This window comes from Blastomonas natatoria (assembly GCF_003201955.1).
Taxonomy (GTDB): Bacteria; Pseudomonadota; Alphaproteobacteria; order Sphingomonadales; family Sphingomonadaceae; genus Blastomonas; species Blastomonas natatoria.
Map to the genome: position 1 here is coordinate 257,760 of NZ_QJJM01000003.1, position 26,250 is coordinate 284,009.

Consider the following 26,250-nt stretch of genomic DNA (forward strand, 5'->3'; position numbering starts at 1 on the left):
CGGCGGGGTTTTTTGTGCCCGCAATCCGGGGATTTTCCCCGTGCGATCCCTGAACGGAAGGAAGAAAAGATGGATATCCCCTCAAATCCCCTCGAACTGAAGGCCGAAGCCGATCCGCTCGAGGCCTCGTTTGACAGCCTGCTCGCTGCCGAGGAGCATGAAGAGCGCATCGCCGCGCTCGAGACCGGGCTCGATGGCGTGAAAAGTGATGTCGAGGCTATCCGCGCCGAAGGCGCGACGATGCGCGAGCGGATAGAGCGGATCGCTCGTACCGGCGCGCGTCCCTCGCTGGGCAGCGACGAGGACCGGGCGCCCGAGACCAAGAGCTTTGTCGACCAGTATCTGCGGCGCGGGCTGGAAACCGGGGTGAAGAGCTTCACCGCGACCACCGGTCCCGATGGCGGCTTCGCGGTGCCGCGCGAGATCGACGCGCTGATCGCCCGGACGCTCGCCGATATCTCCCCGATCCGCGCGATCGCACAGGTCGTGCAGACCGGCACGGCGGGTTACCGCAAGCTCGTCACCACCGGCGGGACGCCCTCGGGCTGGGTGAGCGAAACGGCGGCGCGGCCCGAGACCGACACGCCGGCCTTTGCCGAAGTCGCCCCGCCGTCGGGTGAGCTCTATGCTAATCCGGCGGCGAGCCAGGCGATGCTGGATGACGCAGCGTTCGACGTCGAAAGCTGGCTGGCGGGCGAAATTGCCGAGGAATTCGCGCGGGCCGAAGGGGCGGCGTTCATCAACGGCAATGGCACCAACCGGCCGCGCGGGTTCCTCAACGGTACGCCCACGCCGCAGGACGATGCCGCGCGCGCCTTCGGCACGCTGCAATATGTCGCCTCGGGTGCGGACGGCAATTTCGCCAGCGTGTCGCCGGAGGACCGGCTGGTCGATCTGGTCCATGCGCTGCGCCCCGCCTATCGCCAGGGGGCGAGCTTCGTGATGAACTCGTCGACGCTGGCGCGCATCCGCAAGATGAAGAGCGATGACGGCGCGTTCCTGTGGCAGCCCTCGCTGGCCGCGGGGCAGCCGGCAACGCTGCTCGGCTATCCGGTGGTCGAGGCCGAGGACATGCCTGACATCGCCGCGAACAGCCTCTCGATCGCGTTCGGCAATTTCCGCGCCGGCTATCTGATCGCCGAACGCAGCGCGACGACCATCCTGCGCGATCCCTTCACCAACAAACCCTTCGTGCATTTCTATGCGACCAAGCGGATCGGCGGGCAGGTGATGAATTCGCAAGCGATCAAGCTGATGAAATTCGCGGCCAGCTGAAGCCACCGATCCTGTCCGATCACTCTCTGCCAGAGGGTGCGAGCCCGCGCGGTTTCCCCCGCCGCGCGGGCATTTCCATGTCTTTCATCGGGATTGAGCCATGTCCGAACTCGTCTTTGCCGATCTGGTGCGCGAAACCTCAACCGGCGCGGGTACCGGCGCGCTGGCACTTTCCGGCGCAACGCCAGGCCACCGCCGATTTGCCGAGGCTGTACCGGTTGGCGCGCGCTTTCATTACGCGATTGCCGGGGTCGCTCACGAGCAGCAATGGGAGGTTGGCGAAGGCGAATGTGACGGCACCAGCCTGGTGAGACACAGCGTGCTTGCCTCATCAAGCGCCAATGGCCTCGTGGATTTTCTTCCGGGCCTGAAGATCGTGACCCTGACAGTGGCCTCTGCCTGGTTTGCGGATCGGCAGGACGTGCCGACCCATCGCCACGACCTGACCGAGGTGGAAGGCCTTCAATCCGTGCTGGATGGCAAGCAGCCAGCAGGCAGCTATGCTGCTGCAGCCCATGATCATGCCACGCTGGCGCTGCAGGACGGCAATGCCGCATCGCCAGCGCTCCATTTTGCAGGAGACATCTCGACCGGTCTGTTCCGTCCCGAGCCCGGCGCTCTGGCCATTTCTGTGGGAGGAATCGAACGCGCCCGCCTGGGCGCAACGGGCCGGCTGGGTATCGGCACTCCCAATGCTGCGAGCCCGGTCCACGTCCGTTGGCTGGGCTTCGATCCCTTTGCAAACCGATCCGCAGCGCTGACCCTTGAAGGGGCATTTGGCGGAGGGCTGGTACTGCTGGACGGGGGCGGGCATGTCGGTCTGTGGGCGACGGAAGAAGGCGACACGCTGAACATCAGCGTGGGCGGTGCCGGGCATATCCCTGCCGTGCAGATCGTATCGACCGGCCTGCGTCCTGCCTTCGACAATTATTCTGCATCGGGCTCGGCCAGTCGGCGCTGGACGCAGGTCTATGCTGCGACCGGCGCCATCAATACATCAGACGCGCGCGACAAGCATTGGCTGGGGCCGCTGCAAGCGCAGGAGATTGCTGCCGGACGCGCGCTGATGCGCGAGCTCGGCCTGTACCAGTGGCTGGATGCGCGCACGACCAAGGGGCCGGATGAAGCGCGTCTTCATTTCGGCCTGCGCGCGCAGCGCGCGTTTGCGATCCTGACCGAGCACGGCCTGGACTGGCGCCGCTATGCCTGGTGCTGCCATGACCGCTGGATCGACGATGATGGCGCGGAGCAAGACCGCTTCGGCATCCGGCCAGACCAGCTGGCGCTGTTCCTCGTTGCAGTGATCGCGCACGACATCGCGGCGCTGATCGAGCCGGAGAGCAACCATGCTGCAGGCTGATGCACTGAGCGGCGCAGCCTTGTGCGGCGGGGTGCTGCGCGGGGGGGCAGGCTCTGCGACCGGACCCCTGGCCGAAGCGGCGCGCATCGCAAACCATCGTCCGCCCGCGGGCCGAACCGCACCCCTCGTGCCACGCCGCCCCCGCCCCTGAAATCCTGAAGAGGGAAGAACAATGAGCCTTTTGGTGAAGGATCCGGACAGCCGGACCGACTATCGCGTCGATTGGGGCGCGGCCTATCTGGGTGCGAACCTCGTCTCCGCCAGCCAGTGGCAGGTGATCCCTGCCGAGCCCGACGGGCTGACCGTGCTGGCTTCCGGCCATGACGGACTATCTGCTCTGGTGACGATTGCCGGCGGGCGCTCGGGAGCAAGCTATGCGCTGACCAACCGCGTCACGCTGACCAACGGTGAGATCGACGAACGCTCGATTACCGTCAGGGTGGAGCATCGCTGATGGCTCTGGTGACCAGCGATGCCGCCCCGCTCGCGCCTTTCGCCCTTTCCGAAGCGCGTGCCTTTCTGCACATCACCCGCGACGATGATGATGCCATGCTGATCGGGCATCTGCGCAGCGCAGCGGACCTTTGCGAACAATTCATCGGCCAGGCGCTCCTTGTCCGACAGCATCGCGAGACGCTGGCGGTGGCCCGCAACTGGCAGATGCTGAGCGCACAGCCGGTCAGTGCAATCACCGGGGTGCAGGGCCTTTCCGCCGACGGCGAGGTCTTTGCCCTGGCGCAAGATGCCTATGCAATCGACATCTCAGCCGATGGGACGGGCCGGGTCCGGGTATTGCACCCGGGATCGGCAGGGCGGATCGAGGTCCGCTATATGGCGGGTCTGGCCTCGCAATGGGGTGACCTGCCCGAACCTTTGCGCCAGGGCATCATCCGGCTGGCGGCGCATGTCCATCTGGCGCGCGATTCCGCTGACGCAGCCCCGCCTGCCATGGTCGCGGCACTCTGGCGCCCCTGGCGGAGGATGCGGCTGTGAACCACCGCTTCGGAAGCGCCCTGCTGCGTCGTGCCTTGCAGATCGGTGAGCGCAGGGCCGAACGTCGCGCCCAGCAGATGTGTGATCAGATCGAGATCCAGTGGCCCGATATCCGCATCGTTCGCGACAGGGGCCGTGTGCGCCTTTTCGGGCGAGGCCTGCTGCGCCGACGGTGGCTCGATGCCGGACTGCGATGGCTTGGGAGATTGGGGCGATGAGCCTGGAACAGGATTTTGTGCTGTCCGTGATCGACTGGCTCGCCAGCGATGCCGCGCTGCTGACGCAGGTCAATGGCGTGTTCCACCGCAGCCCGGCGCGGATCGCGGCGCCCTATGTCCTGCTCGACGACGTGCTGGCGACCGACTGGGGCACCAAGGACCGTCCTGGGCGGGAAGTGCGGCTGGCCTTTTCGATCCGCGATGGATCATCCGATGCAGCGCCGGTGTCAGCGATCGGCGGTGCTCTCGACCTGCGGCTGATGACCATGCCGCGCACCGGAAGCAGCTTCCAGCTGGTCAGCCTGCACCCCCTGCGGAGCCGCACGGTGCGGTTTGGCGAACTCTGGCTTGCCACGCTCGATTACCGGGCGCGGCTGCTGGCTCTCTGACGAAAGGACATGACATGACAGCGGAAAAAGGCAGCGCCTTCCTGCTCAAGATCGGCGATGGGGCAAGCCCGCCGGCCTATCGCACCGTTGCGGGGCTGCGCACCACGCAGCTGGCGATCAATGGCGAGCCGGTCGTGATCACGCACAAGGGCAGCGGCGGCTGGCGCGAGCTGCTTTCGGGCGCTGGCGTGCGATCGGTCTCGGTCTCCGCCGCCGGATTGTTTCTCGGCTCGGATGCGGAAGACGCGATCCGCGTGCACGCGATGAACGGGACGCTCGACGATTACGAGCTGAGCTTCGAGAGCGGTGCACGGATGCGCGGCCGCTTTCTCGTCGCACGATTGGAATATGCCGGCGATTTCAATGGCGAACGCAACTACTCGATGGCGCTGGAAAGCTCCGGCGCGGTGGAGAGCCTGTGAGCGCCGTGGCCAACCATGTCCGGGGCGAGGCGATGCTCCAACTTGCCGGGCACGAGGTGCTGTTGCGCCCCAGCTTCAATGCCCTGGTGGCGGCAGAGCAGGAAATCGGGCCGCTGTTCGATCTGGTCGAGCGCGCAGCCGCTGGCCGGCTGGGCCTGGCGGAACTGGTGGCGCTGTTCTGGCACTGCCGCGTGGCCGGAACCTGTCCGTTCGACCGCGAAGGGTTTGCCCACGCCCTGGCCGATGTCGGGCTCCTGGCGCTGACACCCGTGCTCAAGATCCTGCTCCGGCAGATTTTGCAGGGCCGATGACCCGGGCACGTTTTGCCGATGGAGCCAAGGTCCTCGCGGGAATCGCAGCGCGAATGCTCGGCTGGCGACCACGGGAATTCTGGCAGGCGACGCCGGACGAACTGGCAGCCTCGCTGACTTTGCCTGGCGATCCGGTGTCCGCGCCGCCATCGGCTGAAGCGATAGCGGCCCTGCAGACCCTGTTCCCCGACGAACCGGAGACACCCGATGGATGAAGAAATCGAGCAGCTGCTGGTCAGTGTGCGCGCGGATACCCAGGGCTTTGGCCGCGATGTCGCCGTGATGCGCGGCCAGATTGACAATGTACTGATCGAAGGCCTTGGCCGCGCGGGGCAGGTGCTCGAACGTGGCTTGATGACGGCGCTTCGGCGCGGTTCGCTGGGGTTTGAGGATCTGAAGCGCATCGCCCTGGCGGTGATGGAGGAGATCGCCGCGGCTGCGATCCAGAAAGGCATTGCGGCGCTCGGGCTCGGCGGCGCGGATGGCGGTGCCTCCCCGCCGGTCGGCCTGCTGTCTGCGCTGCTCGGTCTGCCAGGTCGCGCGACTGGCGGGCCAGTTACGGCGGGTCGCCCCTATCTGGTCGGCGAGCGCGGGCCCGAGCTTTTCGTTCCGCAAGGCTATGGCCGTGTCGAACCCGGGGGCAGCGCAGGCGCGCGCGATGTGCGCGTGTCGATCAGCATTCACGCCGGCCAGCAGACCGCGCCTGCTGCGCTCCAGGCATCCAGTCGACAGGTCGCGCGCGCCGTGCGCCGTGCCCTGATGCAGGATTGAGGCCATGCCCTATTGGTTGTGCAAGGCAGGCCGCGATCAGGCCAGGAGCCATGTTCAGCGGTTCGATCCGCGCTTCTGGACGGTCAACTTCCCGCGTCCGATGATGGCGTCGGTGGTCACACCTGCGCCGGACGCGCTGCGCGTCGATGTCCAGTTCCACGATCGCGATGCGCTGGCCGGGCTTATCTGGGACAGCGAGGATCACTTCGATCACCCGTTGCTCGCCTATGCGACCGATCGCGATTACAGTCGTACCAGCTTGAGCTTTCGGTGGCGGTCGTCGGGGATCAAGCCGCTTGATGCGGTGCACGGCCCGACGCTGACGGTCGAGGGACGCGATGCCGCAGGCGTACCGCGCAGCTGGTATGTGCGGCTTTGGAACTATGCGAGCGGGACGCCGGAGGATGCCCGGATACGATTGCCGTTTTCCGCTCTGTCAGGCGGCTTCGCGCTGCCCGATGAGGCCGAGCCGGTCTATCCTGCCGATATCGACCGGATGTTCATTTCGCTGGTCCCTCCCGGCTACGATGCGACGCCCGGACCGCTGGCCAGCCCTGCCGATGGCTGGGTCGAACTGACCGAGATTGCCTGCGACGGCGCGCGTTCGATCCTGGAGATCGGCGATGTGCTTGTTCCCCCGCACGGCCTGGCGATGGCGACCGCCTATGACGACAGCTTCAATCTCGCACCCGCGCGGATCGTTCGCAACATCATCGGCCTGGGGTATCGGGGGTCGATCAACCATTATGTCGGCATGAGCCATTATTTCTCGCTGGCTCGCGTTGGCGAAGACCTGCTCGTGACGACGGCCGGCGGGGCGATCTGCCCGCCCTGCGCAGCATGGCATCGCAATCTGGCGCACGAGGCAAAGCGCTGGGGGCTCAGCCCGATCATCTCGCTGTCATACGAGCTTTTTGATGTTCATTGCCCGTCCGGCTGGAAGCAGCGCGCCGAAAATGGCGATCCCGCATTGACGGGCTGGGAGCCGCCCTCGACCCTGCTCAGTCCTGCCAATCCCGATGCCATGGGCTATCTGCAGGCGGTCGGGGTCGCGTTTGCGCAGATCATGGCTCAAGCAGACCTGCCAGTTCGCTTCCAGGTGGGCGAGCCCTGGTGGTGGATCATGCCCGATGGCCGAATCTGCCTCTACGACCATGCGGCCAGCGAGGCCTTTGGCACGGCCAGTGTCTCGATCCCGAGCATTCGTGGACCGATGAATGCGGCGCAGACGTCGATGCTCGATCAGGCGGGTGCTATTCTGGCGGACTCGACCCTGGCTCTTGTCGGCGCTGTCCGCGCTGCCGTTGCGCCGCGGCCAGTGGAATCGCTGGTGCTGGTCTATCTTCCGACAGTGCTGGACAGCGCAGCGCCCGAGGCCCGGCGCGCGAACGTGCCCCTTGGCTGGGCATGGCCGGCTTTCGATGTGCTGCAGCTCGAAGACTATGACTGGGTGATCGAGGGGCGGTTTGCCGACCATCAGGCGGGCCTCGACCTCATGCAGCAGCGGCTGGGGTACCCGCTCGCCCGGCAGCATTACATGAGCGGATTCGTGCTGCGGCCGGAACAGGCGCAGGTCTGGGCCAACATCGCGCTGTCTGCAGACATGGCCAAGGGACGCGGGGTCGCCGAAACGTTGATCTGGGCGCTGCCGCAGGTGACGCGCGACGGGTTCACCTATTTCGATCTTCAGCCAGAAGGAGCAGAAGCGATGCAGGCCTTTGACGATGTGCTGTTTCCGCTTGCGATCGGCCGGGAGGCTGAATGCACCAGCCGCTTTTCCACCCAGGTCTTCCAGTCCGTGAGCGGCCATGAGACCCGCAACAGCCTGTGGGCCGATGCGAGCCTGAGCTTCGATGTCGGCCCGGGTATCCGATCTGAGGCCGATTGTGCCGATCTTGTCCGCTTCTTCCGCGCGCGGCGGGGCGCAGCGCGCGGCTTTCGCCTGCGCGATCCGCTCGACTGCAGTTCGGCTGAGGATGGCGCAGCCCCGCATCATTCCGACCAGCTGCTGGGGGAGGGAGACGGGGTTCGCTCCGACTTTGCATTGATCAAGCATTACGGGGATCCTACCGAGGGTCAGCAGCGCAGGATCACCCGGCCCGTCGAAGGTTCCTTGCTGGTGTCGATTGACGGGGCGCCCGTGAACGGATGGTCGCTGCAGCAGGGGGGCGTGGTGCGTTTCGCGACACCGCCCGCACCTGGGGCAGAAATTCGAGCCGGCTATCTTTTCGACGTGCCGGTTCGCTTCGCCACCGACGAACTGACGGTAGGCGCAGCCACATTTGCCGCCGGCGTTGCGGCCTCGGTGCCTCTGGTCGAGATTCGCGAGGCGGTATGAGAACGCGCTGGTTCGACCGCCCGCTGGAAACCATCGCTATGCTGTGGCGGATCGAGCGTGCTGACGGAATTGCGCTCGGTTTCGTAGCGCATGATCGGGATCTGATCATCGATCACGTCCGCTATCATGCAGCGCCCGGGATGTTGCCTTCAGCGATCGAGATGGACGACGGCCTGGAGCCGCTCGACATGGATGTCGGCGGTGCGCTCAGCCATGTGCTGATACGTCAGGACGATCTCGAAGCAGGGCGGTGGGATCAGGCGGCAATCGCCATGGGTCTTGCCGATTGGGAAAGGCCGCAGGACGGTGTCATGTGGTTCTGGCATGGGCATCTGGGCGCATTATCGGTTCAGGGGCAGCGCTTTTCCGCCGAACTTCGTGGAATCAAGGCCAGGCTGGATCGCCCGTTTGCACCGGTGTCCTCTCCATCCTGCCGCGCGGATTTTTGCGGTCCCGGCTGCGGGCTCAGCCGCACCCGCTTCGAACAGGTCGCCGCGCTGTCGGCAGTGGAAGACGAAAGTCTGCGCTTTGCCGGCGTCGATGAAGTCGGAGCGGAACGTCTTGCGCATGGACTGCTGCGCTGGATCGACGGAGACAATGCCGGGCTTCAGGCCCGAATAGTGGGGCAGGAAGGCGGAGCGCTTCTTCTGGAAACGCAGCTGGCGTCACCCGCGCAGCCGGGCGATCGGGCGCTGCTGGTCGAGGGGTGCGACAAGAGCTTTGCCACCTGTGCCAACAGGTTCGAAAATGCACACAATTTTCGCGGTGAGCCGCACCTGCCCGGCAATGATCTGCTCACCCGTTTTGCGACATTCTGACATGGATATGTCCATCGGCCTGGCCGAGGCGGCACACGGATTGGTCGGCTGCACTTTCCGTTTTCACGGACGCGATCCGGCCACCGGGCTGGATTGTGTCGGGGTGCTGGCTGCAGCGCTGGAGCGGGTCGGCCGCAGCGTCGATGCGCCGATCGCTTACCGGCTGCGCGGTGGCTGTCTGGACCGCTTTGATGACTGGGCATCGTCATGCGGATTGACGGAAGTCGAGGACGTCAGGCCAGATCGGCCGGGGGATATTCTGCTGTGCGAGCCGAATTCGGGCCAGTTCCATGTGATGATCATTGGCATGGGTCTGCTGGTACATGCGCATGCCGGGCTTGGCCGGGTCGTTGCTTCTCCGCTGCCCGTGCCGTGGCCGATCCGGCGGCGCTGGCAGATCCGGTAGGGAGAGCAGGCAATGGCAACATTGGTATTGAGCGCCGTCGGCACTCTGGTCGGCGGTCCATTGGGCGGGGCCTTGGGGGCACTTTTAGGGCGGACGGTCGACCAGACCTTGCTGTTCCGGCCCCGGGATCGCGAAGGTCCCAGGCTGGTCGATCTCGCCGTGCAGAGCTCGCAATATGGCAGCGCCTTTGCGCATGTACATGGCCGCGCGCGGATTGCGGGTACCGTGATCTGGGCCACCGATCTCAAGGAGCGCCGCATCCGTGAAGGCGGAGGAAAGGGGCGACCCGGTACGACGCGCTACAGCTATTCCGTATCCTTTGCTGTCGCCCTTTCCGCCAGACCGATCGCGAGCGTGGGGCGCATTTGGGCCGAGGGCAACCTGTTGCGCGGCGCAGATGGCGTATTCACCAGCGAGACGGATTTCAGACTGCATGACGGGCATGGGGACCAGTCCGTCGATCCGCTGATCGCTGCCGCCGAGGGGGTCGGACAATGCCCTGCCTATCGCGGTCTCGCTTATGCCGTGTTCGAGGACATGGCGCTCGAGGAGTTTGGTAACCGTATCCCCTCGCTCACCTTCGAAGTCATCGGCACCGATGGAGAAGTCCAGCTGAACCGGCTGATGGCGGAACTGGTGGACGCACTACCGTCTCCGAGGGGTGACCAGGCGGTCGCCGGTTGGAGCTTGACCGGAGACACCCGGCGCGATGCCATCCAGGCCATCGCCGCAGGCTTTCCCGTGGCGCTTTCCGAAGAAGATGGGTTTTTGCGAACGGCCTGGCGTGAAGCGGCTGCCGGGCCTGACATGACCATCACCAACAGGATGTTGCTTCCGCGTGAGCAGGAAGCGATCGGGTTTCTGGAACGGCGCAGGTCGGTGCGCGCAACAGGAGCGCTGGCGCTGCGATATTACGAGCCTGAGCGCGACTATCAACCGGGGCTCAGGCGCGCAGGTGCAAGCTCTGATGGCCGTGTAGAGCACATCGACGTTCCCGCAGTCATGACGGCCGGACGCGCGCAGCAGCGGGTCAACGAGTTGCTGAGGCTGGATCGCGACGGACGAGAACGCATCCGATTGAGGCTGGCGCTGTTTGATATGGACCTGCTCCCTGGGAAGGTGGTCGCAATCGAGGGCATGGCGGGCGAGTGGCTGGTCCGGCGATGGCAGTGGGGCGCGGAGGGGGTCGATCTCGAACTGGAAAGCCGTGGCAAAGCCTCTGGCGCTTCAACCGAGGTAAGCGATCCGGGACGCAGCATCAGTTCACCGGATGGTCCGATCGGAGAGACCCGACTGGCGATTTTCGATCTGCCCTCGCCGATGGACCGCCCCATGAGCCATCCCCATATCGGCATCGCTGCCGCTGGGCGTCAGCCAGGCTGGCGCGGTGCCCATGTCTATGAAGCCGACGATGCGGCGTTGCCAGGCGAAATACTCGATTTCCTGCGGATTGGAGCCACGCTGGGAGACGTGGTTGTCGGCCCTGGTCCGGGGTCGTCGCTCATCCGCGACGATCTCAACACGATCACTGTCGAGCTGGTGCGCGACGGCCCATTTGTGCTCGCCAATGCTGACGACGATGCCCTGTCGCGTGGTGCCAATATGGCGATGGTGGGCCGCGAGCTCTTGCAGTTTGCGCGGGCAGAACCGATGGGAGACCGGACATTCCGGTTGAGTGGATTGTGGCGGGGTCGCGGCGGGACGGAAGACGCTATCTCCGCTCACGGGACCGACGAGAGCTTTGTCCTTGTGAATGATGCCCTGGTTCTGGTCGATCCGGACCGGGTGAGTGCTCGCCCGGATTTTCAGGCTCTGGCACAAGGCAGGGGCGATGCCGTGCCTGTGCATGCCGGTCTGACCGATATCGGTCGTGCGATGCGACCCCTGGCACCCGTGCATCCGGTTTGCGATGTCGATGCCGACGGGAGCGTCACCCTGCGCTGGGTCCGTCGCAGTCGAAGCGGATTTGCCTGGCGCGATCAGGTTGAGGTGCCGCTCGACGAGGCGTTCGAAGCCTACCGAGTCATCATTCTAGCAGATGGCACCGAGGTCGCAGCCATCGAGGTCGCGGCACCGAGCCTTGCGATTGATACCGTAACAATGGCGCACTTTCGTTCTGCCGCGACGGTGTCGCTCGATGCGCTGATCGTCCAGCGCGGTGCATTGGGCGTGTCATCAGCCGTGACCGTTCCATTGCCGCGGTGAGATCTGTCTATCGGAGGAAACCTGTCCATGAGCCACACTCCAAACTTCTCGATGCCATTGCTTCATGCCGCGCAGTCGCAAAAGGAGATCACCCATAACGAGGCGCTGATCATCATCGATGCGCTGCTGGTGGGATCGGTCATGGCTGTCGCCGGCGATCCTTCCATGCTCACCCCTGCGAACGGGGAAGCGTGGATCATCGACGAATCCGCTACGGGTGCATGGACGGGAAGAGCCTCGCAGATTGCCATTTTCAGCGAAGGCGGCTGGCGTTTTGCGCGTCCCGTGGCGGGTATGCGGATGCTGGATCGGGCAGCAGGTCTATTGCGAACCTTCGACGGGACGCAATGGTTGGCTCCCGCCTCAGTCGATAGCCCGAGCGGTGGAACCATCGTCGATCTTGAAGCGCGCTCGTCGCTTGTCGCGCTGCTTACCGCTCTCAGACACGCGGGACTTCTCGCCGTTACATGATTGATCTTAAGTGTAATATGAGGTTATGATTCGTGGCGTTACCTTGACTGGCGGGTAACACATGCACGCTCTGACGGCAGGTGCATTTTTTGCGCGACACCCCCTGAAATGGCGACATTTCGGCAACACTCCAGCCAAAACCGCGCTTGCGTGGCAACCGACTAGGCGTTAGTAACGTTGCCGAGTTGTCGTTCCAAATCCTAATTATAAGGGGAATAAACATGCGCAAGTTAGTCGTTGGACTGGCGTTGGCATCTACCGCCCTGACGACGCCGGCTTTCGCCCGCGACGGTCAGTGGTATGTCGGCGTCGAAGGTGGCGCCATGATCGTCGAGGACATCGAGTTCGATGTCGGCGTGGTGAACAATGCTGTGACGCTTGACAACCGGACCGGTTACGATCTGGGTGCGATCGTTGGTTACGATTTCGGTCCGTTTCGTCTTGAATCGGAAGTCAGCTACCGCGAATCCGATGTCAACAATCTGACGTCCACTGTTCCGATCGCTCGCGGCGCTCCGCTGGGTCCCCTCACCGGACTTTCTGCTGCAGTCGGCTCGGCCAATGCATTGTCTTTCATGCTGAACGGTTTGATCGACTTTGGTGAAGATGATGGCCTGCAGGGCTTTGTCGGCGGCGGTGTCGGCGTTGCTCGCACCGACATTACGGCGGCTGCAACCCGCCCGGGTCGCGCCGCATTCCTAAACGATTCGGACACGGGCTTTGCCTGGCAGGTTCTCGCGGGCGTTCGCGCTCCGCTCAGCGACAGCTGGGACGTCGGCCTGAAGTACCGTTTCTTCAACAGCGACTCGGTCAGCCTGCTCGACGTTGGTGGACGTGATTTCGATGGCCGCTTCCGCAGCCACTCGATCCTGGGCAGCATCATCTACAACTTCGGTGGTGAAGAAGCGGCTCCCCCGCCCCCGCCCCCGCCGCCGCCGCCGCCCCCGCCGCCCCCGCCGCCTCCGCCGCCCCCTCCTCCGCCGCCGCCGGTTTGCGAGAAGGGTCCGTACATTGTGTTCTTCGACTTCGATAAGTCGAACATCACTCCGGAAGCTGCGACCATCCTCGACAACGCCGTCGCTGCTTATGGCAACTGCGGTTCGGTGCCGGTCATGCTTGCTGGTCACGCCGACCGTTCGGGTGCAGCCACCTATAACGTGGGTCTGTCCCAGCGCCGTGCCGACTCCGTCAAGGCCTATCTGGTCTCGCGGAACATCCCGGCCAGTGCGATCAGCACCGAGGCATTCGGTGAAACGCGCAACCGCGTTCAGACCGCCGACGGCGTTCGCGAACTGCAGAACCGTCGCGTGGAAATCACCTACGGTCCGGGTTCGGGCATGTAAGCCTATCGCCGGACCTTATGGTTTGGCAAAAAAGAGGGTCGGTCTTCGGACCGGCCCTTTTTTTTGCATTGTGGGGATTGGCCGTTGCTTGAATTATGAAAAACCGCGCTTGCTTGCGGTTACCTCTGACAGCGATTATGTAGCAGACATGGACTTGGAAGCTGCAGAAACCATCACTTTGACGCCGAGCGCTGCCAAGCGCGTGGCCGCGATCGCCTCCAGGCAGGGCAAACCAGCCATTTTGCGTCTGTCGGTCGAAGGAGGGGGCTGCTCCGGCTTCCAGTATCGCTTCGGTCTGGCCGATGCCCCCGAGCCAGGTGACACTTTGGCTCAAACCGATGGTGTTTCACTCGTCGTTGATGAAATGAGCCTCGACCTGGTGCGAGGAAGTGCCGTGGATTTCGTCGAGTCTCTTGGCGGCGCAGCTTTTCAGGTCACCAATCCGAACGCCGCTTCAGGCTGTGGTTGTGGATCGAGTTTTTCGGTCTGAGACGATCACCGCAGTCAGTGGAACCTCCCGGATAGGCTCGCGTAGTCCAGTGCCAGTGACAGGCCCGCAGCGATCACGGCCTCCAACGACAAGGACGCCCAACACAGCGGATGGGCTGGCAGCCAGCGGCATCCGGCTGGAGAATGTGGTGACGAAGGGGCAGTCATGATCGACGCATCGAAGAACGAGCTTTCCGATCAGACATGCGACCCGGGTCATGTTCACCCTGCGCCGCATGCGATGACCCGGCAGGAGGCTGGCCGGGTTGCCGCCATGACCCTGACGGTCCTTGCGCTTGTGGGCCTTGCATGGCTGCTGATCGAATTGACCCAGTTCCTGCTGCTGGTCTTTGCGGCACTGGTTCTGGCGGCGGTATTCTCGTCGCTGGCCCGCCGCGTCTGTGGCTGGACAGGCATGCGTCGCGGCCCGGCTCTCGCGATATCGGTTTTCCTGCTGCTGGCCGTTTTCGCAGGGGCATTCACGCTGTTTGGATCGCAGATCTCGAGCGAGTTCGACACGATCCAGCAGAGCATCCCTCCCGCCATCGACCGTGTCGAGGCCCAGCTCGATGAGTTCGGTCTGGGGGAGCAGGCGCGCCAGGTCGTGCGGCAAGGCACCGGCGATCTCTCGAGCCTGGCATCGCGTCTGGGTGGCTTTGCCATGACTGCCACAAACGGAATTGCAAATTTCGTGCTGGTCTTTGTTGGTGCCATCTTCATCGCGAGCGATCCGAACGTGTATCGTCGTGGTCTGCTGCTGCTGCTTCCAGCGCGAGCAGAGCCACCGATGGGCGCGGCGCTTGACGATGCATCGCGTGGTCTTCGCGGGTGGATGATGGGTCAGGCCGTATCATCCGTCGTCGTCTCGCTGCTGACCGGCGGCGGCTTGTGGGCTCTGGGCGTCCCGGCCTCTGGCGGCTTGGGGATCATTGCAGGCCTGCTGGATGTCATTCCGATGGTCGGCCCGGTCATTGCAGGGATCCCTGCGGTGCTGCTGGCGTTCACCGTGTCCCCCACCGCGGCACTCTGGACCGTTGGCCTGTTCCTGCTGGTCCAGCAGATCCAAGGCAATTTCCTGCAGCCCATGATCCAGAAACAGGCGGTGGATGTGCCCCCTGCGGTGCTGCTGTTCGCCGTGGTGGCAGCCGGACTTGTCTTCGGGTTTATGGGCGTGCTGCTTTCGGCACCCCTGACCGTCGTGACCTATGTCATGATTCAGCGGCTTTACGTGAAGACGCTGCTCGCCAAGCCTATCCGGATCGCCGGGCAGGACTGACCCCGCCCGATCGCCTCCATCCGATCAGAGCGGGTTGCCGTCCTTGTCGCGGAACACCTCGCGCCTGCCGACATGGTTGGGCGCGCTGATATACCCATCCTCTTCCATCCGCTCGACGAGCCTCGCGGCGCTGTTATAGCCGATGCGCAACTGGCGCTGTAGCCAGCTGGTCGATGCTTTCTGGCTTTCGAAGACAATCTGGCAGGCGGAGCGGTACATCTGCTCCTCGGGGCTGTCATCCAGGCTGGCTCCATCAAGCGCAAAGCCGCCGTCCTCGGGCTCCTCGGTGACTGCCTGGATGTAATCCGGTGAACCCTGTGCACGCCAATGATCGGCGACACGCCGCACCTCCTCGTCCGAAACAAACGGGCCGTGAACGCGCTCGACCTGCTTGCCACCGGACATGTAGAGCATGTCGCCCTTGCCCAGCAGCTGCTCCGCGCCCTGTTCGCCCAGAATCGTGCGCGAGTCGATCTTGCTGGTGACATGGAAGCTGATGCGGGTGGGAAGGTTGGCCTTGATGACGCCGGTGATGACGTCGACCGACGGACGCTGTGTCGCCATGATCAGGTGGATTCCTGCTGCGCGGGCCTTCTGCGCCAGGCGCTGGATCAGGAATTCCACTTCCTTGCCCGCAGTCATCATGAGGTCCGCCAGCTCGTCCACGATCACCACGATCTGGGGCAGGGGCTCGTAATCGAGCTGCTTCTTTTCATATTGTGGCTGACCGCTGACCGGATCCCAGCCGGTCTGCACCTCTTCGCCCAAAGGCAGCCCCTTGGCTTTCGCGACACGCACCTTGTCGTTGAAATTGACCAGGCTGCGGACCTTGAGCTCGCTCATCATCCGGTAGCGCTCTTCCATCTGCTCCACCGCCCATTTGAGCGCGCGAACGGCCTTGGCTGGCTCGGTCACGACGGGAGAGAGCAAATGCGGAATGTCGTCATAGATCGACAATTCGAGCATCTTGGGGTCGATCATGATCATGCGCAGCGTTTCCGGTGTCATCCGGTAGAGCAGCGACAGGATCATGGCGTTGAGACCCACCGACTTGCCCGACCCGGTGGTGCCCGCGATCAGCAGATGCGGCATCGGCGCCAGGTCGGCGATCACCGGATCGCCCGAGATGTTCTTGCCGAGGATCACGGGCAGCTCACCGCTATTTTCTGCAAAATGGCTCGAGCCGATCATCTCGTGCAGCACCACAGCGTCGCGATGCTGGTTCGGCAGTTCGATGCCCAGTTCCTTGCGGCAGGGGATCGCGGCGACACGTGCCGACCGCGCCGACATGTTGCGCGCTATATCATCGGCCAGCTGGATGACCCGGTTGGCCTTGATGCCGGGTGCCGGCAGTAACTCGTAGCGCGTGACGACCGGGCCGGGGCGAACCGCTGTGATTTCGCCCTTGACGTTGAAATCGCTGAGCACCGTCTCGAGCAGGCGTGCGTTGCGTTCCAGCGCGATCTTGTCGAGCGCGGGGCCCGTGCTGGAGGGTGGCGGATCGAGCAGATCGACCGAAGGCAGCTCGTAAGGTCCGAAAAAGTCCCCCTGCTTGCTCTTGGGTCCAAGTTGCGCCTTTGCCGGGCGCAGCGAAGGTTCGGTGATTTCCGGCGGCGGGCGGTTGTCGGGCACGGCCTCCTTGCGTGGCGCCGCCAGGGCTGGGCGACGAGGTTCGCTGACGTCATCAATCGCGTCAACATCGTCCTCGTCGATCACCGGACCAATCGGGCGACGAAACAGGGCTTCGGGCATGCTCACCTTGATCGGTGGCATGCGCAGCAGGCCGCGCTCCAGCCCCAGCGCCTTCCAGCCCAATGCCGTGCCCATCAGACCGAGCACGGATGCGCTGCCGTACAGTGCCCAGGCACCGCCAGCAGGCGGCAGCAGACTGGCGAGGGCTTGAATGCCGCGAGCACCCATCATGCCAAGAAGTCCGCCAGGGCCGGCCGGGAAATGGGGCGCCGATTCACCGAAAAATATTGCCGCGGCGACGGCAAGCAGCAGCAGGCTGAGCAATGTCGCGATGACCGAGCGGCGCCAGTGGCCAAGCGGATGGTTGATCCACAGCCGGTGCGCCTGCACTGCGGTGATCGGCAGCAGGAGCGCGCTGGCAGGGCCGCCTACGAACAGCATGAAATCGGCGATCCATGCGCCGCTTGCTCCCATCCAGTTGTCGACTCCGCCGCCTGCTGCGGTGTTGAACGACGGATCGGTCTGATGATAGGTCAACAGCGCGATAGTGGTGAAGGCGACCAGCGCAAACAGCAGCAGCGCCAGGATCAGGCTACCGCTGCGCATCAGGCTCTGACGCATCAGGTCGCGCCAGTCGGGCGCGTTTCTGGTGGCGGCGCGACTGGCCATGACCTCGAATTCTCCGGCAATATGGTAAATACTGTCCTTTTTGCGCAGACCATGGACTCCGCGTCAAGCAAGGACTTGGGGCAGGCTGTGCGCACCTAGCCCCTGTTCAGTCGTCTGCAGACCGCCTACATTGGCAGGCATGACACAGGGTAACCACAGCGACATCCTCATAATGGGCGCAGGACCGGCGGGACTATCCCTCGCGCTTGCGCTAGCGCGGCATGGCCTCAGCGTCAGGGTGATCGACCGGATCACGCCCGACACGCTCGCCGATACCGCATTCGATGGCCGCGCGTCGGCGCTCGCATCCACCAGCTGGCAGATGCTGCAGAATCTGGGGCTGGCAGACAGCCTTTGGCGCGACGCCTGTCCGATCGACCGGATTGCGGTCAGCGATGGCCTTCGCAAGGGTTCGCTGGATTTCGATGCCGGGGTGGACGGCATGGGCGTGATGCTGCCCAACAGCCTGCTTCGGTCGGCTCTCTATCAGGCCGCACGCGACGATGCCGATATCGATCTGGTGATGGCGGCCGATATTGCGCATCGATCGGTAGATGCGCACCGGGCGACGGTCATCCTCGCGGACGGGCGCGAGTTCACGGCATCGCTGACCGTGGGGGCAGAAGGGCGTGCATCGCCCACGCGGGATCTGGCCGGGATCGGCTTGAGCCAATGGTCCTATCGCCAGCGCGGGATTGTCACCGCCGTGACGATGGAACGCGGCCATCAGAACACGGCGTTCGAGATCTTCTATCCCGATGGGCCGCTCGCCATATTGCCTCTCAACGACGACGATGAGGGACGGCCGATGGCCTCGATCGTCTGGACTGTCCCCGAGGGCAAGGCCGATGCCTGGACCTCCTTGTCCGACCGCGCATTCGGTGCGGCACTGACCGAGGCGAGCGGCGGCTTTCTGGGCCAGATCACACCGGTGGCTCCTCGCAGCAGCTGGCCGCTCACGCTCTGCCAGGCGAGCGACATGGTCGCACCGCGTATCGCATTGGTGGGGGATAGCGCGCATATCATCCACCCGATCGCCGGTCAGGGCCTGAATCTCGGTCTTCGCGACGTCGCCGCGCTTGCAGACGTGCTGGGTGAAGGCGCGCGACTGGGGCTCGATCCGGGCGATCTTGCGCAGCTTCAGCGCTATCAGCAATGGCGGATGCTCGACAACACGATGATGGCATCTGCGACGGACGTGCTGAACCGGCTCTACGGGCTGCCCGGCAAGGCACCCTCGCTGGTGCGTCGTATCGGCATGCAGCTGGTTGGGCGTACCGGGCTGATCCGACGCTTCATCATCGACGAGGCGCGGGGGACCAGCGGCGACCTGCCCGAACTGCTGATGGCGAGCGATTGAACATCTCCGTTCTCCGGCGAAAGCCGGAGTCCAGAAGTCATGCGGCGCGATCCCGCTTCTGGATTCCGGCTTTCGCCGGAAAACGGGGTGGGTGCTTTACCGTTTCAGATATTCACGCCTTCAACCCACGGGTGATGAAGTCGTTCGCTGCGCTGGCAACGGCGTCGGCATCCATGTCTTCGCTCCAGATGCCGTAGCGAAGACCCAGGAACACGTTCATACCCATCACCGCCCAGGCGTGCAGTTCGCTGACGTCGCCTCGGATTTCGCCTGCGTCTGCACCCGCCTGCAAGCGGCTGAGTATGCGCGTGGCGGTGACCTGATAATGCGCGCGATAGCTTTCGGAATCGACGAACTCGGCCTCGTCGATGATCCGGTAGATTTCCTTGTGCTCACGCGCGAATTCCAGAAAACCCTTGAGCGCCGCGCGCTCGCGGTCGAGCGACCCGCTCGCCTCCTGCATTGCTGTGGCTGCATGCTTGCCGACCTGCGCGGACATGTCCTGCACGAGTGCGCGGAAGATTTCGTCCTTGGAATCAAAATAGGTGTAGAAGCTGCCAAGGGCAGTCCCCGCCCTGCGGGTGATGCCGCTGATCGATGCCTCGTGGAAACCGCGTTCGCCGAACTCGATCGCTGCCGCATCGAGCAGCTTGCGCAAGGTGGCCCGGCCCCGGGCCGTGCGTGGCGTCTTGTCCGCGCGCGCGCCTTCGCCGCCTGACGCTGCAAGCGGTACATCCGATGCCGAAGGCCTTGCCGCCATGATCCACTCCCGCTGTCGGACATGATGCGTGCGTGCAACACATCTGGCCGATTTTGCCGTCGCTGTCTCCCCTTATCCGATAAGAGTTGAAAGCTGGTTCAACTTTCACTAATGGACAAACACGTCTTGCGCAAGGCTGGTCAGCAGAGGAACCGGCACACCGCAGGCAGGTCAGGATGCAGGGAGGAAGTTCATGTCCATTTTCGGGTTCACCCGTTTCGCCGCGACGCGCACCGCGCTGACGCTGGGCGTTGCCGCCGCCGCGATCACGGTTCTTCCTGCTGCGGCCATTGCCCAGGACACCCAGGAAGAGGAGGCGACGACTGCGGCAGATGGCAGCGTGATCGTCGTCACGGCGCGCCGCCGGGCCGAAAACCTGCAGGACGTTCCGATCGCGATCAGCGCCTTTTCTGCCGAACGGCTGGAAAATCAGGGCGCGCTAGACATTACCGATATCTCGCAGATCACCCCCAATACCACGCTGGAAGCCTCGCGCGGCACCAACTCGACGCTCACCGCCTTCATTCGTGGTGTGGGCCAGCAGGACCCGGTGCCCGGTTTTGAAGCCGGTGTCGGCATCTATCTGGATGATGTCTATCTCAACCGCCCTCAGGCTGCGGTGCTCGACATTTACGAGGTCGAGCGGATCGAGGTGCTGCGTGGGCCGCAGGGCACGCTCTATGGTCGCAACACCATTGGTGGTGCGGTCAAATATGTCACCAAGATGCTGCCGCAGGACTTCAGCCTGAAGGTGCGCGGCACCTATGGCACCTATGACCAGGCCGAAGGGGTGATCACCGCATCTGCGCCGATCGGCGATCTGGTTCGTGTCGGCGGCACGGTTGCGCGCTTGTCGCGCGGTGGCTTTGGCGACAATCTCAACATTCGCGGCCTTGAAAACTATAACCGCGACGTCTGGGCTGGCCGCGGCACTCTGGAGATCGGCGGATATGGTGCGCCGGTGCTGATCCGCCTGTCGGGCGACTATACCCGCGACAAGTCGGATCCGCGCAACGGTCACCGCCTGATCCCTGGAATCCGCAGCGGGACCCCGGTGCTGCGCGATGTCTTCGACACGCGCGCCGGCCTGAACAATCCGCGGCAGGATATCGAAGCCTTTGGTCTGGCGTTGAACATTTCTGCCGAGCTCACGAACACACTGACGCTGCGCTCGATCAGCGCCTGGCGCAAGGATGACAGCTTCACCCCGATCGATTTCGACGCGCTGCCGGCGATCGATGTCGATGTGCCCGCCGTCTATCGCAACGAGCAGGTCAGCCAGGAATTCCAGCTGCTGTATGAAGGCGACCGCCTCAAGGGTCTGGTCGGCTTCTACTATCTCGACGCCAAGGCCTCGACCGCCTTCGACGTTCTGCTTTTCACCACCGTCCCCAATCTCAACGCGTTCACGGCTGGTGATGTACGCACCGATACCTGGTCGGTTTTCGGCGATTTCACCTATGATTTCACCGATCAGCTCTCGCTGTCGCTGGGCGGTCGCTACACCGTCGACAAGCGCAACTCGACCATCCTGCGTCAGACCAAGCTGGGCCGCTCGGCCGAATTCGGCGGCATTCCCATCGTCGTGGCGACCACCTCGAACTTCAACGGCCAGGCGCGCTTTACCGATTTCAATCCGCGCGCGTCATTGAGCTTCAAGCCCAACACCGATCATCTGTTCTTCGCCAGCTATTCGCAGGGCTTCAAGGGCGGCGGTTTCGACCCGCGCGGGCTTTCCACCGCCGCACCCGACACCAACCGCGATGGCGTGCGCAGTCAGCAGGAAATCTTCGACTTCCTGAGCTTCGAGCCCGAAACGGTCGACAGCTACGAACTGGGCTGGAAGGGCAGCTTTGCCAATAATGCGATCAACCTGGCCCTGACCGGCTTCTATGCCGATTACACCAATGTCCAGGTGCCCGGCTCCGCCGGCTTCGACTCCAACGGTGATGGCGTCAACGATACCTTCATCGGCGTCACCACCAATGCGGGCAAGGCCGAGTTCAAGGGCATCGAGTTCGAGGGCAATGCCGTGTTTGCGCAGGAGTTCGCCGGCAGCGGCTCGTTCCTGAGCTTCAACGCAACGCTGGGATATATCGATGGCGAGTACAAGCGCTTCATCGATGCGCGCAACATTGACGTCGCCAATCTGCGCCGCATCCAGAACACCCCGAAATGGACGATGTCGGGCACCTTCTCGGGTGTGGTCCCGGCTTTCTCGGGGCAGATCACCGCGTCCACGACGGTCAGCTATCGCAGCAAGACCTTCCAGTTCGAAACACCCAGCCCCTTTCTCGACCAGCCGGGCTTCGCGCTGTGGGATGCTTCGCTGATCTGGCGGGATGACGAGGATCGGTTCAGCTTCGGCATCAACGCCAGGAACATTCTCGACAAGCGCTACATCACCTCGGGCTATCAGTTCCTGGCCACCGCGCCCGATGGTACGCCGACGCGTAACGCCGCCGGCAATCTCATCCCGACGCTGGGCACCGAGGGCGTTGCGACGGCATTCTACGGCAACCCGCGTCAGGTGTTCGTGACCGGAACTGTGAAGTTCTGACCTGAATTGCTGAATGCATTTGGGAATGTGGCCGCGAGCACGCGCTTGCGGTCACCGATCCTGTCCGATAGTCAGGTCTGGACATTCCCCAGTTACCCAGCGCTATGGGGCTGGGTTAGGAAGGCAGGGCGCGATGCGTGGAGCTAGCTCGATTGAGCCGATTGTTCTGGGCCAGCTCCCGCTCGGAGCCATTAGATGAGTTACGTTCTACAAGCGTGACGAACTCGCCTTCGACCTGATCTGCTGCCAGGTGATGGTCGACGAGAATTCCTTGAACTTTCACGAGGAAATGCCCGGTTGGGATGCGTTGCTCGGACATTTGGGCAATTTACCCGGCTTTCGCAAAGACTGGCATGCTGGCGTCTCTCAGCCTGCTTTTGAGCTATGTCCGACCGTAGCGTACGAGCGCTAGCCGAGTGTCAGAAAAACCTCTTGAAGCTTACGCAACGTCAAGTGGCATAAGCTCGCTATGGCTGATTCGCTCGACATTGCCGCCGTCACCCGGCTCACCGGTCTCACTGCGCGTGCGCTGCGTTTCTACGAGGCGCGAGGGCTCGTGGAGCCGTTACGCACCGCATCGGGGCGGCGGCATTTTGATGCGGCGGCGCTGGAGCGGCTGAACCTCATCCTGTCGCTCAAGAAGGCGGGGCTGACGCTGGCGCAGATCCAGCGGTTGACCGCCAATCGGCGGATTGATCTTCATGGCCTTATCACCGCGCAGCTTGACCATCTGGAAGCTCAGGCGCGACGCATTTCCGATGCGCAGGCGCTGCTCATCTCCGTCAAGTTCCGCATCGATCGCGGCGAGCCCATCGATGCCGAGACCTTCTGCTCGCTGATCCGGCACGAACAGCAGGAGAGTACAAGCATGTCACAGGACCAATGGAAGGCGGTGACCGACCGCTATTTCACTCCGCAAGAGCAGGCCGAATGGGTTCAGAAGATGCAGGGCCTCGGCCCCGAATTCGACCAGCAGGACTATGCTGCGCAATGGAAGGCGCTGGGCGACGAGATCAAGGCGGCGTTGCCGATGGACCCCGCCGGTGATGCGGCGGCTGCGTTCGTCCAGCGCTGGTACGCGCTGCTCAAGCCGTTCACTGATGTCGCCACGCCCGCGATGTGGACGGGCACGATGAAGATGTACGATGACATGGCCAATTGGCCGGTTCAGGCCGATCCCGGCTTCGATGCAGAGGTCTGGGCGTTCATGAAAGAGGCGACAGCGGCGCGGATGCTGGCCGGGGACATGATCGCCATGCCCAAGGTGGAATGAGGAGAAACGGGTCATGAATGCATGGGTATTGCTGGCGCTGGCCATAATCTGCGAGATTGCAGGCACCAGCCTGCTCAAGGCCTCGCAGGGGTTTGCCAAGCCACTGTTCGGCATGGCCTCGATGGCCTGCTATGGCCTGTGCTTCTGGCTGCTCGCCTTCGCCTTTACCCGCATCCCGATGGGCATTGCCTATGCGATCTGGTCGGGCGTGGGCGTCGTCGCGATTGCGGTGATCGGCTGGCTGGTGTTCCGCCAGTCGATCAGCCTCGCCCAGGCGGGGTTCATCATGCTGACGCTGATCGGGACGACGGGCCTGTATCTCACCACGCCCTATGCCGATGCGGAGAAGCAGGTGGCATCGGCGGAGGGCTAGCCACCGCCCGCTGACAGCCGCACCGCGCGTTCGCGCAGCCGCTCGACCGCGGCGGCGTGGATGCCCGGCGCGCAGCACAAAACTCCGAAGGCATTGGCGCGCGGCTTGTTGAACCTGAGCTCGCCGCCCAGCGCATCGGTAACGCGCGCGCCTGCCTCTTCGGCGATGATCGCCGCCGCGCCGATATCCCACTCATAGCCCCAGCGCAGCGTCGCGAGCAGATCGGCGCGATCGTCGGCCACCATCGCCATGCGAAGCGCGATGCTGTTCGGCTTTTCGACCACAGTGAGGTCGACATCTGCCTTGGGCAGGCTGTCGGTCGGCACGCGCGACCCGGAAAAATCGGTGCGGCGGCTGGCCTTCAATTGCTTGCCGTTGAGGAAAGCGCCGCGCCCGCGCGCGCCGATCCAGTATTCCTTGCGCGCCGGAGCCGCGAGCACGCCCATCACGACATGCCCATCCTCGACCAGAGCGACCGAGATCGCCCAGCCGGTGCGCCCGCGCACGAAATCGCGCGTGCCGTCGATCGGGTCGACCAGCCAGATACGCCCGCAATCGAGCCGCGCGGTGTCGTCCGCCGTCTCCTCGGACAGCCAGCCCGCATCTGGGACCAAAGCGCCCAGTCGTTCGCGCAGGAAATTGTCGACGGCAAGGTCGGTCTCGCTCACCGGTTCTCCCGGCACCTTGTCCCAGACCTGCAAATCACCCCCGGCGCGCGCGAACGCGCCCATGGCGATGGTGCTCGCCTCTTCGACGATGTGCTTGATCGTGTCGGGAGAAACCTTGGTGCGCGACGCCATGTCCCCGCTGTAGCGCGGGTCATGGCGGTTGCAACACTCGTTTAGCGCTCTCGGGTTGCGCTGAAGGTCAGCTCGGGGTTCTTTTCCTGCTGATAGCCGACATCCCAGGCAGACCTCGCCATGAACACCGGATTGCCGTCGCGGTCCTTGGCCAGGTTGTTCATCGAGATGCGCTTGAACGCTTCCAGTGCGTCGGCCGGACCGCTCAGCCAGCGCGCGGTGTCGAACGGGGCCATTTCGAGCACCGCCTCGACCTTGTACTCGGCCTCGAGCCGGCTGATCAGCACCTCGAGCTGCAGCTGGCCGACCACGCCCACCACCCATTGGCTGCCGATTTCGGGGTAGAAGACCTGGATCACGCCCTCTTCGGACAGGTCGTCGAGCGCCTTGCGCAGCTGCTTGGTCTTGGTCGGGTCCTTGAGCTGGACGCGGCGCAGGATTTCCGGCGCAAAGTTCGGCAGGCCGGTAAAGCGCACGTCGTTCTTCTCGGACAGCGTATCGCCGACGCGCAGCGTGCCGTGGTTGGGGATGCCGATGATGTCGCCTGGCAGCGCCTCGTCGGCCAGCTCACGGTCCTGCGCGAAGAACAGGATCGGCGAATGCACCGCAATCGGCTTGCCATGACCCGACGGTACCAGCTTCATGCCGCGCTTGAACGTGCCCGAGACCAGCCGCATGAACGCGATACGGTCGCGGTGCTGCGGGTCCATGTTCGCCTGCACCTTGAAGATGAACCCGGTCACGTCCTTGCGCGTCGGATCGACCGATTCGGGCTCGGCGGGCTGGCTGCGTGGCGGCGGGGCATGGTCGGCAATCGCGTTGATCAGTTCCTCGATACCGAATTGCTTGAGCGCCGAGCCGAAGAACACCGGAGTAAGGTCGCCATGGCGATAGGCCTCAAGGTCGAAGCTGGCATAGCCGCCCTGCGCCAGCTCGGCCTCTTCGGTCAGCCGTTCCAGCCCCTGGGCCGACAGTTTCTCGGCGAGGACAGGATCATCGAGGCCGGCGACCTGCGTGAACGCCCCTTCGAACTCGCGCGAGGGACCTTCGGGCTGCATCAGCGTGTTGCGAGCGAAGTCGTAAATGCCCTCGAACTGGCCACCCATGCCGACCGGCCAGCTCATCGGGCACACGTCGAGCGCCAGCGCATCGGCGACCTCGTCGAGCAGTTCGAACGGATCGCGGCCTTCGCGGTCGACCTTGTTGACGAAGGTGATGATCGGCACCGAGCGCAAGCGGCACACCTCGAACAGCTTGCGCGTCTGCGGCTCGATCCCCTTGGCCGCATCGATCACCATGATCGCCGAATCGACCGCGGTCAGCGTGCGATAGGTGTCTTCGGAGAAATCCTCGTGCCCCGGCGTGTCGAGCAGGTTGAAGGTAATCCCCTGCCGCTCGAAGGTCATCACCGAGGAGGTGACCGAGATGCCGCGCTGCTGCTCGATCTTCATCCAGTCCGACCGCGCCCGCCGCGCCGCACCGCGCGCCTTGACCTCGCCCGCCAGATGAATCGCGCCGCCGGTGAGCAGCAGCTTTTCGGTGAGCGTGGTCTTCCCTGCGTCAGGGTGCGAGATGATGGCGAAGGTGCGGCGGTTGAGGGCGGTCATATCGGGGCTTTGCTTGCTCGATGATCCCCTGCGAAGGCAGGGGGCCATCTCCAGAGGTTAGCGTCTGGTGG

The 26,250-nt window shown here is 63.9% G+C and carries 25 protein-coding genes; 21 read left to right on the top strand and 4 right to left on the bottom strand.

The window, feature by feature from the left end; all coding sequences use genetic code 11:
- Positions 1-69: 69 nt before the first annotated feature.
- The 17 genes from C7451_RS05390 to C7451_RS05470 all read left to right on the top strand — a co-directional run bounded on the left by C7451_RS05390 (position 70) and on the right by C7451_RS05470 (position 15,085).
- Positions 70-1,275: a phage major capsid protein gene (locus tag C7451_RS05390; protein ID WP_110297926.1), complete on the top strand. Its 1,206-nt coding sequence runs from the start codon at positions 70-72 to the stop codon at positions 1,273-1,275.
- Positions 1,276-1,375: 100 nt separating this feature from the next.
- Positions 1,376-2,635 (top strand): tail fiber domain-containing protein, encoded by a 1,260-nt coding sequence (locus C7451_RS05395; RefSeq protein WP_110297927.1) that lies wholly within the window; start codon positions 1,376-1,378, stop codon positions 2,633-2,635.
- A 172-nt stretch (positions 2,636-2,807) separates the two neighbouring features.
- Positions 2,808-3,089, top strand: coding sequence for a phage fiber-tail adaptor protein (locus tag C7451_RS05400; RefSeq protein ID WP_110297928.1), 282 nt, complete (start codon positions 2,808-2,810; stop codon positions 3,087-3,089).
- Positions 3,089-3,628, top strand: a complete 540-nt coding sequence (locus tag C7451_RS05405; protein WP_110297929.1) for a head-tail connector protein — start codon at positions 3,089-3,091, stop codon at positions 3,626-3,628. Before C7451_RS05400 ends, C7451_RS05405 begins: the two co-directional genes overlap by 1 nt.
- A gap of 214 nt (positions 3,629-3,842) precedes the next feature.
- Positions 3,843-4,235: a tail completion protein gp17 gene (gp17, locus tag C7451_RS05410; protein ID WP_167398427.1), complete on the top strand. Its 393-nt coding sequence runs from the start codon at positions 3,843-3,845 to the stop codon at positions 4,233-4,235.
- Between the two features lie 14 nt (positions 4,236-4,249).
- Positions 4,250-4,657 (top strand): phage tail tube protein, encoded by a 408-nt coding sequence (locus tag C7451_RS05415; protein WP_110297931.1) that lies wholly within the window; start codon positions 4,250-4,252, stop codon positions 4,655-4,657.
- Positions 4,654-4,968 (top strand): gene transfer agent family protein, encoded by a 315-nt coding sequence (locus C7451_RS05420; RefSeq protein WP_244181618.1) that lies wholly within the window; start codon positions 4,654-4,656, stop codon positions 4,966-4,968. Before C7451_RS05415 ends, C7451_RS05420 begins: the two co-directional genes overlap by 4 nt.
- Complete coding sequence (locus C7451_RS05425; protein WP_110297932.1) at positions 4,965-5,183, top strand: phage tail assembly chaperone; 219 nt, start codon at positions 4,965-4,967, stop codon at positions 5,181-5,183. The genes C7451_RS05420 and C7451_RS05425 overlap by 4 nt, the downstream gene beginning before the upstream one ends.
- Positions 5,176-5,739, top strand: a complete 564-nt coding sequence (locus tag C7451_RS05430) for a tail tape measure protein (RefSeq protein WP_110297933.1) — start codon at positions 5,176-5,178, stop codon at positions 5,737-5,739. The genes C7451_RS05425 and C7451_RS05430 overlap by 8 nt, the downstream gene beginning before the upstream one ends.
- 4 nt (positions 5,740-5,743) lie before the next feature.
- Positions 5,744-8,077 carry a DUF2460 domain-containing protein gene (locus tag C7451_RS05435; protein WP_110297934.1) on the top strand — a complete coding sequence of 778 codons (2,334 nt, stop codon included), beginning with the start codon at positions 5,744-5,746 and terminating at the stop codon, positions 8,075-8,077.
- Entirely contained in the window at positions 8,074-8,895 is an 822-nt protein-coding gene (locus C7451_RS05440) for a DUF2163 domain-containing protein (protein ID WP_110297935.1), read from the top strand. The genes C7451_RS05435 and C7451_RS05440 overlap by 4 nt, the downstream gene beginning before the upstream one ends.
- Before the next feature lies 1 nt (position 8,896).
- Positions 8,897-9,301 (top strand): peptidoglycan endopeptidase, encoded by a 405-nt coding sequence (locus tag C7451_RS05445; RefSeq protein WP_244181619.1) that lies wholly within the window; start codon positions 8,897-8,899, stop codon positions 9,299-9,301.
- Positions 9,302-9,313: 12 nt separating this feature from the next.
- Positions 9,314-11,506 carry a phage tail protein gene (locus C7451_RS05450; RefSeq protein ID WP_110297936.1) on the top strand — a complete coding sequence of 731 codons (2,193 nt, stop codon included), beginning with the start codon at positions 9,314-9,316 and terminating at the stop codon, positions 11,504-11,506.
- Between the two features lie 27 nt (positions 11,507-11,533).
- Positions 11,534-11,977 (top strand): DUF2793 domain-containing protein, encoded by a 444-nt coding sequence (locus C7451_RS05455; RefSeq protein WP_110297937.1) that lies wholly within the window; start codon positions 11,534-11,536, stop codon positions 11,975-11,977.
- Positions 11,978-12,198: 221 nt separating this feature from the next.
- Positions 12,199-13,320: an OmpA family protein gene (locus C7451_RS05460; RefSeq protein ID WP_110297938.1), complete on the top strand. Its 1,122-nt coding sequence runs from the start codon at positions 12,199-12,201 to the stop codon at positions 13,318-13,320.
- Positions 13,321-13,468: 148 nt separating this feature from the next.
- Positions 13,469-13,810 (top strand): iron-sulfur cluster insertion protein ErpA, encoded by a 342-nt coding sequence (erpA, locus tag C7451_RS05465; protein WP_110297939.1) that lies wholly within the window; start codon positions 13,469-13,471, stop codon positions 13,808-13,810.
- Between the two features lie 165 nt (positions 13,811-13,975).
- Positions 13,976-15,085 (top strand): AI-2E family transporter, encoded by a 1,110-nt coding sequence (locus tag C7451_RS05470; protein ID WP_110297940.1) that lies wholly within the window; start codon positions 13,976-13,978, stop codon positions 15,083-15,085.
- Positions 15,086-15,109: 24 nt separating this feature from the next.
- Here C7451_RS05470 and C7451_RS05475 read toward each other — a convergent pair whose 3' ends face one another.
- Positions 15,110-17,446, bottom strand: a complete 2,337-nt coding sequence (locus C7451_RS05475) for an FtsK/SpoIIIE family DNA translocase (RefSeq protein WP_110297941.1) — start codon at positions 17,444-17,446, stop codon at positions 15,110-15,112.
- A gap of 139 nt (positions 17,447-17,585) precedes the next feature.
- Here C7451_RS05475 and C7451_RS05480 point away from each other — a divergent pair, with 139 nt between their 5' ends.
- On the top strand, positions 17,586-18,806 hold the full coding sequence (locus tag C7451_RS05480; protein WP_110297942.1) for an FAD-dependent monooxygenase: 1,221 nt from the start codon (positions 17,586-17,588) through the stop codon (positions 18,804-18,806).
- Positions 18,807-18,918: 112 nt separating this feature from the next.
- Here C7451_RS05480 and C7451_RS05485 read toward each other — a convergent pair whose 3' ends face one another.
- The gene (locus tag C7451_RS05485; RefSeq protein ID WP_110297943.1) at positions 18,919-19,566 is read right to left on the bottom strand and encodes a TetR/AcrR family transcriptional regulator; all 648 of its coding nucleotides are present in this window, start codon (positions 19,564-19,566) and stop codon (positions 18,919-18,921) included.
- 193 nt (positions 19,567-19,759) lie between these two features.
- Here C7451_RS05485 and C7451_RS05490 point away from each other — a divergent pair, with 193 nt between their 5' ends.
- The 3 genes from C7451_RS05490 (at position 19,760) to C7451_RS05505 (ending at position 23,772) form a co-directional block, all read left to right on the top strand.
- Positions 19,760-22,126, top strand: coding sequence for a TonB-dependent receptor (locus C7451_RS05490; protein ID WP_110297944.1), 2,367 nt, complete (start codon positions 19,760-19,762; stop codon positions 22,124-22,126).
- Between the two features lie 469 nt (positions 22,127-22,595).
- Positions 22,596-23,399, top strand: a complete 804-nt coding sequence (locus C7451_RS05500) for a MerR family transcriptional regulator (RefSeq protein ID WP_110297945.1) — start codon at positions 22,596-22,598, stop codon at positions 23,397-23,399.
- A gap of 13 nt (positions 23,400-23,412) precedes the next feature.
- Positions 23,413-23,772, top strand: coding sequence for a DMT family transporter (locus C7451_RS05505; RefSeq protein WP_110297946.1), 360 nt, complete (start codon positions 23,413-23,415; stop codon positions 23,770-23,772).
- Here the strand turns inward: C7451_RS05505 and C7451_RS05510 are convergent.
- Positions 23,769-24,572 carry a 3'(2'),5'-bisphosphate nucleotidase CysQ gene (locus tag C7451_RS05510; RefSeq protein ID WP_110297947.1) on the bottom strand — a complete coding sequence of 268 codons (804 nt, stop codon included), beginning with the start codon at positions 24,570-24,572 and terminating at the stop codon, positions 23,769-23,771. The genes C7451_RS05505 and C7451_RS05510 overlap by 4 nt on opposite strands.
- Before the next feature lie 41 nt (positions 24,573-24,613).
- The gene (locus C7451_RS05515; protein WP_110297948.1) at positions 24,614-26,179 is read right to left on the bottom strand and encodes a peptide chain release factor 3; all 1,566 of its coding nucleotides are present in this window, start codon (positions 26,177-26,179) and stop codon (positions 24,614-24,616) included.
- Positions 26,180-26,250: the final 71 nt, after the last annotated feature.

What these genes read in the sequence shown, in the direction of transcription:
- C7451_RS05390 (WP_110297926.1), top strand. Translation starts at nt 70, where the DNA reads ATGGATATCCCCTCAAATCCCCTCGAACTGAAGGCCGAAGCCGATCCG.
- C7451_RS05395 (WP_110297927.1), top strand. Translation starts at nt 1,376, where the DNA reads ATGTCCGAACTCGTCTTTGCCGATCTGGTGCGCGAAACCTCAACCGGC.
- C7451_RS05400 (WP_110297928.1), top strand. Translation starts at nt 2,808, where the DNA reads ATGAGCCTTTTGGTGAAGGATCCGGACAGCCGGACCGACTATCGCGTC.
- C7451_RS05405 (WP_110297929.1), top strand. Translation starts at nt 3,089, where the DNA reads ATGGCTCTGGTGACCAGCGATGCCGCCCCGCTCGCGCCTTTCGCCCTT.
- gp17 (WP_167398427.1), top strand. Translation starts at nt 3,843, where the DNA reads ATGAGCCTGGAACAGGATTTTGTGCTGTCCGTGATCGACTGGCTCGCC.
- C7451_RS05415 (WP_110297931.1), top strand. Translation starts at nt 4,250, where the DNA reads ATGACAGCGGAAAAAGGCAGCGCCTTCCTGCTCAAGATCGGCGATGGG.
- C7451_RS05425 (WP_110297932.1), top strand. Translation starts at nt 4,965, where the DNA reads ATGACCCGGGCACGTTTTGCCGATGGAGCCAAGGTCCTCGCGGGAATC.
- C7451_RS05430 (WP_110297933.1), top strand. Translation starts at nt 5,176, where the DNA reads ATGGATGAAGAAATCGAGCAGCTGCTGGTCAGTGTGCGCGCGGATACC.
- C7451_RS05435 (WP_110297934.1), top strand. Translation starts at nt 5,744, where the DNA reads ATGCCCTATTGGTTGTGCAAGGCAGGCCGCGATCAGGCCAGGAGCCAT.
- C7451_RS05440 (WP_110297935.1), top strand. Translation starts at nt 8,074, where the DNA reads ATGAGAACGCGCTGGTTCGACCGCCCGCTGGAAACCATCGCTATGCTG.
- C7451_RS05445 (WP_244181619.1), top strand. Translation starts at nt 8,897, where the DNA reads ATGGATATGTCCATCGGCCTGGCCGAGGCGGCACACGGATTGGTCGGC.
- C7451_RS05450 (WP_110297936.1), top strand. Translation starts at nt 9,314, where the DNA reads ATGGCAACATTGGTATTGAGCGCCGTCGGCACTCTGGTCGGCGGTCCA.
- C7451_RS05455 (WP_110297937.1), top strand. Translation starts at nt 11,534, where the DNA reads ATGAGCCACACTCCAAACTTCTCGATGCCATTGCTTCATGCCGCGCAG.
- C7451_RS05460 (WP_110297938.1), top strand. Translation starts at nt 12,199, where the DNA reads ATGCGCAAGTTAGTCGTTGGACTGGCGTTGGCATCTACCGCCCTGACG.
- erpA (WP_110297939.1), top strand. Translation starts at nt 13,469, where the DNA reads ATGGACTTGGAAGCTGCAGAAACCATCACTTTGACGCCGAGCGCTGCC.
- C7451_RS05470 (WP_110297940.1), top strand. Translation starts at nt 13,976, where the DNA reads ATGATCGACGCATCGAAGAACGAGCTTTCCGATCAGACATGCGACCCG.
- C7451_RS05475 (WP_110297941.1), bottom strand. Translation starts at nt 17,446, where the DNA reads ATGGCCAGTCGCGCCGCCACCAGAAACGCGCCCGACTGGCGCGACCTG.
- C7451_RS05480 (WP_110297942.1), top strand. Translation starts at nt 17,586, where the DNA reads ATGACACAGGGTAACCACAGCGACATCCTCATAATGGGCGCAGGACCG.
- C7451_RS05485 (WP_110297943.1), bottom strand. Translation starts at nt 19,566, where the DNA reads ATGGCGGCAAGGCCTTCGGCATCGGATGTACCGCTTGCAGCGTCAGGC.
- C7451_RS05490 (WP_110297944.1), top strand. Translation starts at nt 19,760, where the DNA reads ATGTCCATTTTCGGGTTCACCCGTTTCGCCGCGACGCGCACCGCGCTG.
- C7451_RS05500 (WP_110297945.1), top strand. Translation starts at nt 22,596, where the DNA reads ATGGCTGATTCGCTCGACATTGCCGCCGTCACCCGGCTCACCGGTCTC.
- C7451_RS05505 (WP_110297946.1), top strand. Translation starts at nt 23,413, where the DNA reads ATGAATGCATGGGTATTGCTGGCGCTGGCCATAATCTGCGAGATTGCA.
- C7451_RS05510 (WP_110297947.1), bottom strand. Translation starts at nt 24,572, where the DNA reads ATGGCGTCGCGCACCAAGGTTTCTCCCGACACGATCAAGCACATCGTC.
- C7451_RS05515 (WP_110297948.1), bottom strand. Translation starts at nt 26,179, where the DNA reads ATGACCGCCCTCAACCGCCGCACCTTCGCCATCATCTCGCACCCTGAC.